Source organism: Arcobacter sp. CECT 8983 (assembly GCF_004118855.1).
Classification (GTDB): Bacteria; Campylobacterota; Campylobacteria; order Campylobacterales; family Arcobacteraceae; genus Halarcobacter.
This window is the reverse complement of sequence record NZ_PDKF01000008.1, coordinates 582,882-597,616: the sequence shown is the minus strand read 5'-3', so window position 1 is coordinate 597,616 and position 14,735 is coordinate 582,882. Positions and strand designations below refer to the sequence as shown.

Genomic DNA, 14,735 nt, shown 5'->3' with positions numbered 1-14,735 from the left:
TGCATCATAGTTAGAATATCTGGTTGGCTAGTTCCACCACTTACGGGAGAGGCTGCTAAGTCAATACCATCTGCACCTGCATCTAATGCTGCTAAGTAACAAGCAACAGATACACCTGCTGTTTCATGAGTATGTAATCTTATATGAGTATCTTCGCCAACTAAGTTTCTTGCCATTTTAATAGTATCAAATACTTTTTGAGGGGAAGATGTTCCACTTGCATCTTTAAAGCAGATTGAATCAAAAGGCAATCCACTATCTAGAATATTTCTTAATGTTTTTTCATAGAAAGGAACATCATGAGCACCTTCGCATCCTGGAGGTAAGTCCATTAGTGTTACTACTACTTCATGGTTTAGTCCATATTTTTTTATACATTCTGCACTATATTCTAAGTTTTGTACATCATTTAGTGCATCAAAGTTTCTAATTGTTGTTACACCATGTTTTGCGAACATTTTTGCGTGCATTTCTACTAGTTCTCTTGAACCTGTATCTAGCATTACTGTATTTATACCACGTGCTAGTGTTTGTAGATTTGCTTCTGGTCCTACAATTTCTCTAAACTTATCCATCATATCGAATGCGTTTTCTTGTAGGTAGAAGAATAAAGACTGAAATCTTGCTCCTCCTCCGAATTCGAAGTGATTTATACCTGCTTCTTTCGCAGCTTCTACAGCTGGAAAAAAATCTTCCATTAAAACTCTACCTCCAAAGACAGACTGAAATCCATCTCTAAATGTAGTATCCATAACATCAATATATTTTTTTGACATTTAATTTAACCTTTTAGATTTTTATGATGTTGAACAGCTGCTACTACAGCCGCTATCTTTGCAGTTTCGTTTATATTTTTCGCCCCTGTAGTTACTGTGGGCTTTGTAGGTACTGGTGTACTTTTCTCTGGAAAATACTTCCCTATGATTTTTGCTTGCAGTTTTAAAGCATAGACCATTACGATCAAGAACAAGAATACTATCCCCATTCCTAAGACCATAAACTTTACTGCCTCCGCAATTAAGTTTGTTTCCATATTACTCCCCGTGGTTACCATCGTGTAATTAGTGTTCTAATTCTATAGAAACTTTGCTTTAGTAAAATTTATTTTGTAGATTATCTTATTACAAATTTTGTAATTTGAATATATTATTAGTTTTTATAATATTTTTTTACCAACAACTAATAATAAATTATCAATTTTTAATAAAAAATTCATTACAGAGTTTGTTGCTTTAGTTATTTTTGCTGACATTTTTTAGTCCTTTTAATAAAAATATGTCAAAAGTTTATACTTTTTTTTCAAAACCCTTGAAAAATATTGCATTTTGTAATATAATTCAAAAAAGGAGTTATTATGTTAGCTGTACCAGAGATAATAGAAAAATTAAAAGATATTATAAGTAAAGATGGAAAGTTAGGAAAGGTTTTTGATAAAGATGTAGCCGGAGCTTTAGATTTAAGCCAAGTAAATTTTGCAACAATGAAAAATAGAGGAAAAATACCATTTTCTAATATTTTAGACTTTTGTGCAAGAAAAAAGATATCAATTAACTGGTTACTCTACAATCAAAATCCAGGTTCATTAGTTGATTCTACAGATAAATATTGGATTAGATATTATCCTGAAGTAAGAGTAAGTGCTGGTGGTGGAGCATATGAAAATGATGATGAATATGAAAGTTTAGAAGTTCCCCCATATTTTATAAATATGTTAGGTGGAAAAGAAAATCTTAAAAATATTGAAGCTATTAATGTAGTAGGGGACTCTATGGAACCAACTTTAAATAGTGATAATGTGATTTTTATTGACAAAACTAAAAAAGATGCATCAAGGGATGGAATATATGCATTTACAACAAACCATGGATTATTTGTAAAGAGAATACAAAAAAGAGTAGATGGAAAATTAGATGTAATATCTGATAATAAAGATTATCCTAAACAAGTATTAGATAACAGTGAATTAAATATTGTAGGTAAGGTTGTAAGTACTTTTGGTATGATTTACTAAAAGTACTTTAAATCAATGTTGGGCTATTATTTTCTTTAGATACTTGTTCATATAATGTATCATGATCTAAACCAACAAAATAGGCCGCATTAAAAGAGTTTTTCTTTAAAAAAGCTTTTAAATTATGTAAAGAAGTCAAATGAATATATTCAATATTTTCTGTATAAAGCTCTTCTTCAAAAGAAAAATACAAAATCTTTGCATATTTATACTTATTTTTTAAATATTTTATTTCTTCTTCTATTAGCTCTTTGTTTTCTTGAGCTATTAAAAATTTATCTGTTCTTCCATAATCAGTATGGTTAATTAGTTTATCAACAAATATAGGTCTTAATTTATTAAACTTTTTCAATTTATTTAAATCTGCATCAAAACCTAAAAAACTATATACATCTAAAAACTCTTTTAAATATAAACTTGGTATTTTTATTTTTGAGAAATATCTATCTTGATAAGAAAAAGTAGTCTCAAATATAGAGTGCTCAATTAAGTTTTTTATTTCATATTGCTTAGTATTAAAATCAAAATTTACTGGATATATATTTTCAAGTGTTTTTTGACATGAACATATTATTGTATCATTATCTTCAATATCATCTATAAATTTAAAAAACTTTGATAACTTTTTTGGAATAAGTTTTATATGATTATGCGTTGTGGATTTTTTAAGAATTTCAAAAAGGTCATAACTAACACTATTACAATAAAATGCAGTAAGTTTTTTATTTGAAAGTTGGAATCTAATTAATTTTGTAATTGCTTCATTTAAATTATTAACTTTAATCCATGCAATTTCATTATCAATTACTTCAACGTTTTCATCAATAATTAAAGCAAAAGCACCATTTTCCAATGCTTCTTTGATTTCCTCTTTATTTTGAACAATAAAAAGGTCTCCTTCTTTTACTTTTCTTGCATTAGTTTTAATAGAGTATATAAAAGAGATTGATGGTTGGTTTAGTAACCTACCATCAACTATATCTAATAAAGATGTAATTTGCACTAGCTTATTTTTGTCCCATTAGTTTTTGAAGTTTCTGGTCTTATTAAAGATAAACCATTCTCATCTTTTGCTGCAAGAAGCATACCTTCACTTAACATACCCATTAATTTAGCTGGTTTTAAATTTGCTACAACACAAGCTTGTGTACCAACTAAACTCTCAGCAGAATAGAATTCTTTAATTCCTGCAAGTACTTGTCTAGGTTTTTCTTCACCTACATCAACTTGAAGCTTTAAAAGCTTTTTAGATTTTGGAACTTCTTCAGCCTCTATAATTGTTCCAATTCTTAAAGTTGTTTCAAAGAATTGGTCGATTGTAATTAGATTATCTTCTTCAGACTCAGTTTTTTCTTCTTTTTTAGAAGTTTTTTTCTCTTCAGGTTCAGCTTTTGAAACTTCAGTAGGTTTTGCTTGTTCTAATAAAATTTCTTCAATTCTTGGGAAAAGTTGTTCTACTTTTGTAATAGTTGTTTCCCCCATAAGCTCTTTATTTACAATAAGTTTATTGTATGAATCATTATTGATTTCAAGACCTAATGAAGTAGCAATTTTAGAAATCTTTTCTGGCATAACTGAATCTAAAAGTAGGGCAACTTTAGCCATAATATTAGTAATTAAAGCAACTAATGCCATTGCTTCATCTTCTTTACCTTCTTTCATTTTTGTCCAAGGTTCATAATCACCAATTGCTCTATTTGCAATTGTTAATACTTTCCAAATATCTTCTAAATATTTATTAAGTTGCATATTAAATACATATTTCTCTACATTGTCTAAAATCTCTTGAACTTCATTTAACTCTTTTTCATGATATTTTATAACATCTTTTGAATCAATTTTAAAATCAAAATATTTTCCAGACATTCCAGAAATTCTATTTAAAAGGTTTCCTAAATCATTTCCTAAATCAGAGTTAATTCTATCCATTAAAGCTTTTTGAGAAAAATCTCCATCTTGTCCAAATGGAACTTCTCTTAACATGAAATATCTAAATGCATCTAAACCATAAGCATCTGCTACTTCTTTTGGATCTACAACATTCCCTTTTGATTTAGACATTTTTTCACCATCTCTTGTCCACCATCCATGAGCTGCAATATGATCTGGTAATGGTAAATCTAAAGACATTAAAAAGGCTGGCCAATAAACAGAGTGGAATCTTAAAATATCTTTTCCAACTAAATGAACTTTTGCAGGCCAAAACTCCATGTTTTTTTCATCTGTACCATAACCTAATGCAGTAACATAGTTCATTAAAGCATCTAACCAAACATACATTACATGCATTGGTTCATTTAAAGATTCTGGAAGTTTTACACCCCAATCAAAAGATGTTCTTGAAATAGAAAGGTCTTTTAATCCACCTTTTACAAAGTTCATAATTTCATTTTTCTTTGCTCTTGGTAAAATACAATCTTCATTCTCTTCGTACCATTTAATTAATTTATCTTCATATTTTGATAATTTAAAGAAATAACTCTCTTCTTTTACAATATTTGTAGGTTTACCACAATCAGGACAAAATTGTTCATCTATAAGTTGTTTTTCTGTAAAGAAAGTCTCACATGATACACAATAAAAACCTTCATACTCACCTTTATAAATATCACCTTTTTCATACATTTTTTCAAAAGCTTTTTGAACACCAATTTTATGTTCTTCATCTGTTGTACGTATAAATTTATCATAAGAGATATCAAAATCATCCCAAAGTTTTCTAAACTTACCTGATACTTCATCAGCATACTCTTTTGCAGTTTTTCCTCTTTGTTCTGCACTTTGAGCAATCTTTTGCCCATGTTCATCTGTTCCTGTTAAAAAATATGTGTTATATCCAGTTAATCTTGAGTATCTTGCTAACATATCAGCAATAATTGTTGTATATGCATGACCAATATGAGCTACATCATTTACATAATAAATAGGAGTTGTAATATAAACATTTTTACAAGAGTTTTCCATATAAATACCTTCTTCTTTTAATTAAAATTCAAATCCACCGCCAGAGCCTTTATTCATAGACTCATAAACAGCAACTACATATTTTTTTCTTAGTTCACAATCAAAAAACTTGTCACAAAATTTATTATCTGGTTGACATGATTGCTTATTATGTAAAGACATTTGGCAACTATTTAGTTCTGCCTTTACTCTTTCTAAGTTTAATTCCCATTGATCTTTCTCTTGGTTTTCAGACATGATTTTTGTAAACTTCTAATACTCTATTAATTTCATCATTAGATCCAAAAAAACAAGGGCTTGTATCATGAATGTGAGTTGTAGATATTTCTAAAACTCTATTTTTACCATCAACAGCTCTTCCTCCTGCAAATTCATAGGCTAAAGCAAAAGGAAAAACCTCAAATAGTTGTCTTAATTTACCCTTTGGTTTATCTGTTGTCCCAGGATAAGAAAATAATCCTCCACCTTTTAGAAGGATTTGGTGTAAATCAGGAACCATACCTCCTGAATATCTTAAATAATATCCAGCTTCATACATACTATTTATAAGTTCTTTATGGTGTGTTGACCAACACATTTGAGTTGAACCTGTTGCTGTTAATGTTCCTTTTTGCTCTAATTTAATATCTTTTATATAATTAAATTCGCCATCAAAAAGTCTATATAGTTTTACACTATTTTCATATGCAACAACCATTTCTACTCTTGGTCCAAATACAACATAAACTGAAGCAATAATATTATCTCCAGTAAAATCATTTTTATATATACCATAAATAGAACCAACAGATAAATTTACATCAACCAACGAAGACCCATCTAATGGATCGTAAGCTATTAAATATTCTCCATTTTCATTTAAATTGACAATATTTTCTTGTTCTTCACTAACAATTGATTTAATTGATGGAATTGTCGCAAAAACTTTTTCAATGATTATATCACTTGCAATATCAAGTTTTAATTGAGTATCACCAGTAGAGTTTTCATTTTCACTTTTTGCTGTATCACCTAATTCTATAACTTCTTGTATTTGTTTACTAGCTTCTTTTATTGCTTCAAATATTTCTTGCATTAAACTCTCTTTGCATTTTTTTCAATCCAGTTGATTATCTCTTCTGGGTTATTTAAGTCTAGTTTATCTAAGTTAGAAGGAATTTCATTTTCATTAATAGTTTCATCAAAAGCAATTGAGTTACTATATTTAAAATAAGCTTCATCTACTTTATTCCTAAAGATCGTAATTCTAGGTAGAGGAAGAGTTTTTAGTCCTTCAACTAATAAATAATCAAAGTCTTTAAAAGTTTCAATAATCTCATCAATCGATGAAGTTTCATTTTTAAAATATGTAGTTCTTTTAGGACTTACTACAGCAACATTTGCACCTGTTTCAAAGAATTTGAAACTATCTTTTTTAGGAACATCAAAAGTTGCTTTATCTCCAGGGTCATGTTTTACGATACAAACTTTGTATCCTTTCTCTTGTAAAAGAGTTGAAACCTTTATAACAAGGGTAGTTTTTCCACTATTTGACGGACCACTAAAAGCAACTGCGAGTTTTTTGTATTGATTATTCATAGGGAAGATTTTATCTAAATATTTGTTAAAGTAAAATTAGGATAAGATACCATCTTATAATAATTTAGGATGTTTTTTATGAAGATAATCAGTAGTTTTTTTATACTATTTTTAGCGCTATTTTTTTCAGCTTGTGCAGACAAAACCAGTGCATTAAATTACTTTGAAAAGGATAAGCTAAGTGCAAAAGCAATTCAATATACAAAAAAACGTGATTTGCTAAATAATAATGAAGTTGAAGCTTTAATTTTTGTTACATATTTAAATTATGTTGATGAAAAATATAAAAGTGATACTATAGAAACTTTTATTCTTGGAGTTCAAATTGCAAATAAAGATAAAGAAAACTTCTTTAAAGACTCATACAAACTTTTATTAAATGAAAAAGAATCAGTGAGTTTAAAAGGTTTAGAAACAGATTCTAAATTAGTAAGTTCTATTCCACTAAAAAACCCATGGGCTAGATATTATTTAGTAAAATTTAATAATAAAGAAAAAGAAAGAGAATTAAATTTAGAATTTATTCATAGCAAATATGGAACTGCTACTTTAAGTTTTCAAAAATAGAAGATAACTTTATCTTCTTTTTCCCTTTTTTAGTGTTATTATTAATATAAAAATAGTAATTTAAAATAAACTCTTCAAGTTTTTTATCAGTGATAAATTCAAATGCAAGGTTTTTATCTAGTTTTTCATTTAATTTAAAATTCTTTTTTAATAATTTTAAATGATTATTTTTATTTTCTACAGTTAAATATTTTATAATAGGATTAATATTTATATCTTCTAAAAGCTCTTTATTTAGCAAAAAAATACTTTTTTCTAAGCTAAGACCATTTTTATAAAAATCCTCTATATTTTCAAGCTTATAGTTTTGACTTAATAGTCCTATTGTAAACTCTTTTGAAATAAATTTGTTATCAAAATTTGAATTTACTTTAATTAATGAGTAAAGCAAAGCTTGTTCTTGTAGTGATAGTTTTTTTGTTATTTTTATAAACTCTTTATTTTTTATTTGCTTAAAAACAAACTTTATTTTATCTTCTAAAAGTTCATTGGCAAGGATTGTGTATATATCTATTTTGTTATTAAAAGTAATGTCTTTTAAATAAGCTTTATTATTTGTAGTTTTATATAACCAAAATAGAATTTTATTTATGTTTTCTTCATCTGTTTTATTTAAAGCATTTTGAAAAAATATAATTGCTTTATCCTTATTCTTGAAAGTAAAAGCATTTATACCTAATAAAAATGAAGAATTAGCATTTAAATCTGTATCATCAATAGATAAAAGAGAATCATTTACAATATCAAAGGTTCTATTAGTGATATTTTCTTTTAAATATTTTTCAAAATTTACTTTATCTTCATAAATTCTAAAAAATGTTTTTCTTGGTAATCTATAGTTTAAATAATTTTCTTTAAACTCTACTGGTAAACTAAAATATAACTCATAAAAAGAATCCCTATTTAAAGTAATAATTTTTGTAAAGGGTATTGATGAAGATAAAACTTTTAAATTTTTTGCAAAAAGAGGGTATTCTTCAGATGTTTTATTTATAAGCTGATTTAACTGCAAAGAGTCTAATTTTGAAGCTTCATAATAATTTAGTCCAACCTTAATACAGTCATCATAAGATTTAATCAACTGTTTTGTTGGCATATTCATACATTGAACTACAGCTAATGTTTCATCGTGTTTATATTTTATTGCAAAATTTGTAAAGAGTTTACTGTTCATTGAATCAATATATTTTAATGATTCATAAGCTTGATCTTGTGTAATCGAATCTTGTTTTAAAAATTCATTTATAAAAAAGTCTCTTCTTAAACCTTTCTCTTCTTTTTTAATTATTTCAAATGATAAAAACTCATTTTTCTTTTTATTTTCATCATTTGAAAAACTTAAAGTAGAAAACAGTGTTAAAAAAAGAAGAGAATAGGGCTTCATATTACATTCCCATAAAAAGTCTACCTAGGAATGTTTCTAAGAAGATTAATGCAAAAATTAAAATAATTGGAGCAAAATCCATTCCTCCAAAAACTGTAGGAATAAATCTTCTTACAAGATTATAAGCAGGTTCAGTTAATCTATATAGCATCTGTACAATTGGATTATATGGATCAGGTCTTACCCATGAAAGAATAGCTGAAATAATAATAACCCACTTGTATAAAAAGATGATACTTAATACAACTGTAAAAACTGAGCTTAATAAGGCATTTGTCATTTTGTAATTTCTCCTAAATAGTTTTTAATCAAAGGATAAACTTCTTCAAGTTCAATTCCTTGTAGTTTTGTTTGTCCAGTAAGAATATAAGTTAATGGTTTAAGAAGTTTAGAATCGTTTAATTGTGTTTTCTTACTAAGAAATTCTTTAAACTCAGAAAAACTTTCAATAAAAGGAGCATCATTTAGAGCTAATTTTAACTCTACAAACTCTTCTTCAAAACCTTCACAAGTTGATTTTGGTGCAAAAATCAAGTCAATCTTCTCTTTTATCTCTTTAATTGTAGAGTTTTCATTTAAAAAAAGTTTAGCTAACTTTCCAATATCATCATCTGCAAAACCTAGAATTTTTGAAAATCTCATATTATCAATATTTAGAAGATGTTTTTTATTTATCTCTTTTAATTTTTCTATATTAAATTTTGCAGCTTCTTTTGAAATATCTTTTATCTTAAACCATTCAATAGCTTCTTCTAAAGTAAAAATCTCTTTTGGAGTTTCATTTCCAAGTAAAACTAAGTAGTTTGCAATAGCTGAAGGAAGAAAACCATCATCAATAAGCTGTTTTACAGAAGAGTATTTTGAGTCAATATTTATATTTGGTATATGTGCAAACTCAATTTCTTTATCATAATTTAGTAATTTTCTAATATGAATCTGTTTTGCTGCATCATTTATATTATCTTCTGAAGTAATAACAGAAGAAATATCAAATAACATATCATCAACAGCATTAGCATAATTATGTGTTGGTGTTTTATCTTGTCTTAAAATAGGGAAAGAATCAACACTAGATGGTTTAAATGATAATTCACCTTTTAAAAGATCTTTAAAAACTATATTCTCATCAGGTTTTTTTATTCTAACAATAAAAGGAGAGTTTACATTTAAAACTGTTTCATCAGAAAGAGTTTGACAAAAACCATCATATTCATAAGGTTTATTCTTCTTTTTTGCTTCTTGTTTTAATTCTTCTATCTTTACATCAGAACAAAAACATGCAAAAGCATTTTTTTGCCCCATAAGTTGCATAGTGAGTTTTTGATGGTATTTTAAATTATCACTTTGGTGAAAAACTCCCTCATAGTCTATAGAGAAAAGATTTAAAAGTTCTAAAATTTCTTTGTCTTTTCCTTCAATATTCTTATCTTTATCTGTGTCTTCTATTCTTATTATAAGCTTTTCATTTGATTGTTTAGAAACAATATGATTAAATATCGCTACTCTTAAATCACTTATACTCATCTCTTTTGTCAAACTTTGTGAAAATCTTAACAAACTATTTCCTTACTATTGAAAATGATAATTTTTTAATCTCATCATGAGATTTTATATATTTATTTAAATCTTCTAATTTAAGATTTTTTATTTTTTCTAACTCTTTTTGTGAGTAATCAAAATCTAAACCTCTGTAAAATAGAGTAAAGGCTCTATGCAATCTTTGAGATAAAGTTTCAGTTCTTAAAGGTTCACTTCCTAAGATAAAGTTTTTTGCAGACTCTAACTCTTCTTGTGTTACCCCTTTATCTACAAAATCATTTACTATTTTTGATACCAACTCTTTTGCTTCATCAGCACTTTCAAGTTTAGTTTGTAAATAACCAGTAAAATAGTTATGAGACTTATTTATTGAAACATAACCATAAGCAGAATAGGCTAAACCTCTCTTAACTCTAATTTCTTCCATAAGCCTACTTCCAAATCCACTTCCACCTAAAATAAATGAAGCTACTTTTGCTTTATAGTTATCTTCATTTTTTACACTTGTTTCAAAAGGACTTCCAAAATAGATATAAGCTTGCTGAGTCTCTTTTTTAAGTGTTTTAGTTTCTATTTTATCACTTGCATTTACTGTTTTAAATTTATTGTTATTTTTAGCTTTTATATCTTTTAATAATTCTTTTAATTTTTGAGATAGTTCATTAAACTCAATATCCCCACCTACAACAACAATTAAATTATTTAAATCAATAGCATTGTTTAAAAAGTTTTTAATATCAGCAAGTTTAATCTTTTCAATTGATTCAATACTACCACTTGATGGGTTCTGTAAAGGTGTATTTTTAAAAAGAATCTCTTTTAAGTTCTTACTTGCAATATAATCAAAATCATTCTCTTTTCTTTTTAATGAACCAATTTTAATAGTTTTTATTTTTTCTAATACTTTTTTATCATAATTTGGGTCATTTAATAACTCTTTTAATAAAGATAAGGCTTTATCGTTTACATCTTTTAATGAAGAAAGTTCAATTACAAAAGTTTCAAATCCAACTGAAGAGTGTAAAGAAATAGCCCAGTCTTCTAGCTTTTGAGCAAACTTAGTAGTTCCTAGCTTTTTAGTTCCTTCATTTAGTAGTTTTGCTGAAAGTGATGCTAAACCACTTTTATCTTTATCTTGCATATACCCAGAGTTTTTAAATACAAGTTGTAAATTTAATATTGGTAAATTTTTATCTTGTTCAAAAACTACAGGTATTTCTATATCATTTATTTTTATTTGCTTAACTGTAGCAGACATTAAATATCCTTGAATTAGTAATAATAGTAAAAAAGATTTAAAGAGGTTCATGTAGCTTAAAACCTCTCTAAAATCTCATAAGCAGTATTTCTTTTTGCTGGGTTTTCACCAACATCATGGATTAATTGAATCATTTCATCTTGATTCATACAATTTGTAGCTCCTGCAGCTGCAACAACATTTTCTTCCATCATAGTACTTCCTAAATCATTTGCTCCAAATTTAAGAGCCATTTGACCAATATAACTTCCTTGAGTTACCCAAGAACTTTGAATATTTGGAAAATTATCTAAATATAGTCTTGAAACAGCAAGTAATCTTAAATATCTATTTGATGATTGAGCCTTTAAATCAGGAATCTCTTCTTTTAGTTTTGTATTTGCACTTTGAAAAGACCACATGATAAAGGCTCTAAAACCACCTGTTTCATCTTGTAGTTGTCTAATTCTATTCCAATGCTCAATAATCTCTTCATCTGTTTCAACTGTTCCAAACATCATTGTTGCAGTTGTTTTCATACCAATTGAGTGAGCAAGTCTATGAACTTCTAACCAATCATCAGTATCAATTTTTCTAGGAGCAATTATATCCCTAACTCTATCTGATAAAATTTCAGCTCCAGCTCCTGGAATAGAACTTAAACCCTTTGCTTGTAGTCTTTTTAAAACTTCAAGTCTAGAAATTTTTGAAACTTTTGCAATATAACAAATCTCAATAGCAGAAAAAGAGTGTAGGGTGATTTGTGGAAACTTTGTATGAATATGTTCAACTAATTCTTCATAATAATCAATTTTAAGTTTAGGATGAACTCCACCTTGCATAAGTATTTGTGTACCACCAATTTCTAATAATTCTTCAATTTTTTTATCAATTTCATCAAACTTTAATACATATGCATCTTCATCTCTTCCATGTCTATAAAAAGCACAGAATTTACAATCAACCCAGCAAACATTAGTGTAGTTAATATTTCTATCCACAACAAAGGTTGTGATTTTTTCTGGGTGTAGTTGTTCTTTTTTCTTAGAAGCTAAATCACCTAATTTTACTAAAGAAGCATTTTTTATTAAATCTAATGCTTCTTCATCTGTGATTCTTCTATTAATAATATCCATTTTTTTTACCATAAATTATCCAATTTTTCTATTTTTAAAAACTAGACCCTAAAGAAAATTCAAATGATGATGTATCATCACCAGACTCATCATCTAAAGCTTGAGCAAAAATCAGTTGTAATGGACCAAATGGAGATACCCACTCAAAAAGTGCACCTGTTGAAGATCTTTTAATGTCAGACATACTATCTTCACCAATCATACCATAATCATAGAATACACCCCATCTCATCTTAGCTTGAGGAGATAGAGGGAAACTCATTTCTACTGATGTTGCTGCCATATTTTTATAAGGGTCAACTTTCTCACCAGACTCATTTTTAGGGAAGGCATAAGATTTATATCCTCTTAATGATTTCGTACCACCTAAATATAATGAATCACCTTGATTGATTTGACCATTATCCACAAGAAAGTTTGCTTGTAGCTTATATCTAAAAATCCAATCTAAATCATAAAGATCGTTTAAAGAATAGAAGTATTTAAAGTAAGATAAACTCTTAAGGTATTCAGAATCCCCACCTAATCCTGCAAACTCTAAAGAAGAACCAGCTTTAAATCCACTTCTTGGATTTAAATAGTCATCTGTATTATCAAAGTTTACAAACGGAGTAATAGAACTAGTTACATAATCAGTATCTTTAAATCTTTTACTTTCTTTTACTCCAGAATCATCTTCATAGTCATACTCTTCTTTAATAAAGTCTAATCTATATCTAGCACCAACTCTCAAGTTTCTTATAAACTCTTTACCAACTCCTACAGAGAAACCTTTTATATCTTTATCTAATTCATATTTAGAACTATCAATTTCAACATTATCAGAGTGAATATCTAAATCACCACTATATTTACTATCTGCAATAGCTGGATTTTTAAGTTTTACAGAAAGGTCTGTTTTTCTTTTAGATAAATCAACAGAAAGACCTAAAGACAGACCAGAACCAAAGATATTGTTATCTACAATAGAACCATTAATCATAAATCCATCATATGAACCATATCCACCACCAAGAATAATATTTCCTGTAGCAGCTTCTTTAACCTTTACAACAATATCCATTTTATCAGCAGAAACTCTTTTTTGCTCTATTATTACATCTTCAAAATAACCTGTTCTTTTAAGCTTATTTTTTGAGTCATCATAATCTGTAAGATTAAATAAATCCCCTGGTGCTAAATAAACATCTCTTCTAATAACTCTATCAAGAGTTCTTGTATTTCCAGAAATTTTAACATCTCTAATAAATACTTTTTCTCCAGGAATAACATTAAATATTAAATCAGCAGTTCCATTTTTTTCATCTTTTTTAATATCATATTTAACTTGAGCAAAAGCATAACCCTTATCTGCAACTAAAGTTTTGATATAGTCAGCATCTTTTCTAAGTCTTTTAATATTAAAAGTTCTACCTTTTCTTAGTTTTAACTCAGGATAAATATTTTCAGGCTTAACAATGTCTGAATTTACATATATTGCAATATCATTTACACTATATTGTCTACCTTCTTCAATATAAAAATCAAGTTCAGCTTGATTTGAAGAGAAATCTACTTCTAAGAAAGGATCTTTTACTTTTGCATCTAAGTATCCATTTTCAAAATATACTTCTTGAATTCTTTTACTATCATATTCTAATTGTTCAGCTGCTAATTCACCACCATTTTGAGTAATAAACCAAGAAGCAAAATCTTCTTCTTTATTTGCAGTTGCTGGTTCAAAATCACCTGAATCAAGATTTTCAGAACCAAAATAGTTTACTTTTTTGATGATAATTTCATCACCTTTATTTACACTAAAAGTAATAGCTACTGAATCTTCATTTAAATGTTCTACTTCTGCTTCAACAACAGAATTAATATAACCTTCTCTTTCAAGCTCTTTTAAAAGTTTTTCTTTTGCATCTCTAACTCTTTTGTCAGAATACATATTCCCTTTTTCAAGACCTATTTGCTTTCTTAAAATGTCAATGTCATCTTCTCTTGATTTATATCCAGTGATATCAACATTTGCAATAGATGGTTTTTCATCAAATATAAACTGAAGCTTTCCCTTGTCCATATTAACTTTAATATCTTCAAAGTAGTTAAATTTATAAAAGTCTTTTATTGCTTTATTAACTTTTTCATTACTAACTTCATCACCAACTTTTATGTTTAATGTTTCATTTGCAACTGGTAAAGAAATTTTTGTTAAATTTACATATTCAATTGAAGTAATTTGTTCAGCTTGTAGAAGTGAAGCTAACGTGATAGATAATAAGATACTTTTCTTTTTCACAGTTATCCTTATTTTTAATAATTAAAGCTAAAATATAT

Annotated in this window: 14 protein-coding genes and 1 pseudogene; 2 read left to right on the top strand and 13 right to left on the bottom strand. The window is 27.3% G+C overall.

Going from position 1 to position 14,735, the window contains the following annotated elements:
- Window positions 1-776: pseudogene (locus CRV01_RS11965) on the bottom strand (biotin attachment protein); the annotation flags it as partial.
- 5 nt (window positions 777-781) lie between these two features.
- Entirely contained in the window at window positions 782-1,033 is a 252-nt protein-coding gene (locus CRV01_RS11960) for an OadG family protein (protein WP_129008447.1), read from the bottom strand.
- Between the two features lie 321 nt (window positions 1,034-1,354).
- Between CRV01_RS11960 and CRV01_RS11955 the strand changes: the two genes are divergently transcribed.
- The gene (locus CRV01_RS11955) at window positions 1,355-2,011 is read left to right on the top strand and encodes a S24 family peptidase (protein WP_129008446.1); all 657 of its coding nucleotides are present in this window, start codon (window positions 1,355-1,357) and stop codon (window positions 2,009-2,011) included.
- Between the two features lie 7 nt (window positions 2,012-2,018).
- On the opposite strand, the gene CRV01_RS11950 is transcribed toward CRV01_RS11955, so the two are convergent.
- The 5 genes from CRV01_RS11950 to mobB are packed head-to-tail and all read right to left on the bottom strand — an operon-like array spanning window position 2,019 to window position 6,553.
- Complete coding sequence (locus CRV01_RS11950) at window positions 2,019-3,014, bottom strand: peptidoglycan synthetase (protein WP_129008445.1); 996 nt, start codon at window positions 3,012-3,014, stop codon at window positions 2,019-2,021.
- Complete coding sequence (gene metG / locus CRV01_RS11945) at window positions 3,014-4,975, bottom strand: methionine--tRNA ligase (RefSeq protein ID WP_129008444.1); 1,962 nt, start codon at window positions 4,973-4,975, stop codon at window positions 3,014-3,016. Before metG ends, CRV01_RS11950 begins: the two co-directional genes overlap by 1 nt.
- 21 nt (window positions 4,976-4,996) lie before the next feature.
- Window positions 4,997-5,212 carry a hypothetical protein gene (locus CRV01_RS11940; protein ID WP_129008443.1) on the bottom strand — a complete coding sequence of 72 codons (216 nt, stop codon included), beginning with the start codon at window positions 5,210-5,212 and terminating at the stop codon, window positions 4,997-4,999.
- Window positions 5,205-6,050, bottom strand: coding sequence for a class 1 fructose-bisphosphatase (locus tag CRV01_RS11935; RefSeq protein WP_129008442.1), 846 nt, complete (start codon window positions 6,048-6,050; stop codon window positions 5,205-5,207). The genes CRV01_RS11940 and CRV01_RS11935 overlap by 8 nt, the downstream gene beginning before the upstream one ends.
- Window positions 6,050-6,553, bottom strand: coding sequence for a molybdopterin-guanine dinucleotide biosynthesis protein B (gene mobB / locus CRV01_RS11930; RefSeq protein ID WP_129008441.1), 504 nt, complete (start codon window positions 6,551-6,553; stop codon window positions 6,050-6,052). Before mobB ends, CRV01_RS11935 begins: the two co-directional genes overlap by 1 nt.
- A 78-nt stretch (window positions 6,554-6,631) precedes the next feature.
- Between mobB and CRV01_RS11925 the strand changes: the two genes are divergently transcribed.
- Window positions 6,632-7,120 (top strand): hypothetical protein, encoded by a 489-nt coding sequence (locus CRV01_RS11925; RefSeq protein ID WP_129008440.1) that lies wholly within the window; start codon window positions 6,632-6,634, stop codon window positions 7,118-7,120.
- Here CRV01_RS11925 and CRV01_RS11920 read toward each other — a convergent pair.
- The 6 genes from CRV01_RS11920 to bamA are packed head-to-tail and all read right to left on the bottom strand — an operon-like array spanning window position 7,098 to window position 14,697.
- Window positions 7,098-8,504 carry a hypothetical protein gene (locus tag CRV01_RS11920; RefSeq protein ID WP_129008439.1) on the bottom strand — a complete coding sequence of 469 codons (1,407 nt, stop codon included), beginning with the start codon at window positions 8,502-8,504 and terminating at the stop codon, window positions 7,098-7,100. The genes CRV01_RS11925 and CRV01_RS11920 overlap by 23 nt on opposite strands.
- A 1-nt stretch (window position 8,505) precedes the next feature.
- Complete coding sequence (locus CRV01_RS11915) at window positions 8,506-8,784, bottom strand: YggT family protein (protein WP_129008438.1); 279 nt, start codon at window positions 8,782-8,784, stop codon at window positions 8,506-8,508.
- The gene (gene gltX / locus CRV01_RS11910) at window positions 8,781-10,061 is read right to left on the bottom strand and encodes a glutamate--tRNA ligase (RefSeq protein WP_129008437.1); all 1,281 of its coding nucleotides are present in this window, start codon (window positions 10,059-10,061) and stop codon (window positions 8,781-8,783) included. The genes CRV01_RS11915 and gltX overlap by 4 nt, the downstream gene beginning before the upstream one ends.
- A gap of 1 nt (window position 10,062) precedes the next feature.
- The gene (locus CRV01_RS11905; RefSeq protein WP_129008436.1) at window positions 10,063-11,301 is read right to left on the bottom strand and encodes a pitrilysin family protein; all 1,239 of its coding nucleotides are present in this window, start codon (window positions 11,299-11,301) and stop codon (window positions 10,063-10,065) included.
- A gap of 56 nt (window positions 11,302-11,357) precedes the next feature.
- A complete protein-coding gene (locus tag CRV01_RS11900; protein ID WP_129008435.1) occupies window positions 11,358-12,428 on the bottom strand; it encodes a dehypoxanthine futalosine cyclase in 1,071 nt (356 codons plus the stop codon).
- A gap of 22 nt (window positions 12,429-12,450) precedes the next feature.
- Window positions 12,451-14,697: an outer membrane protein assembly factor BamA gene (gene bamA, locus CRV01_RS11895; RefSeq protein WP_129008434.1), complete on the bottom strand. Its 2,247-nt coding sequence runs from the start codon at window positions 14,695-14,697 to the stop codon at window positions 12,451-12,453.
- Window positions 14,698-14,735: the final 38 nt, after the last annotated feature.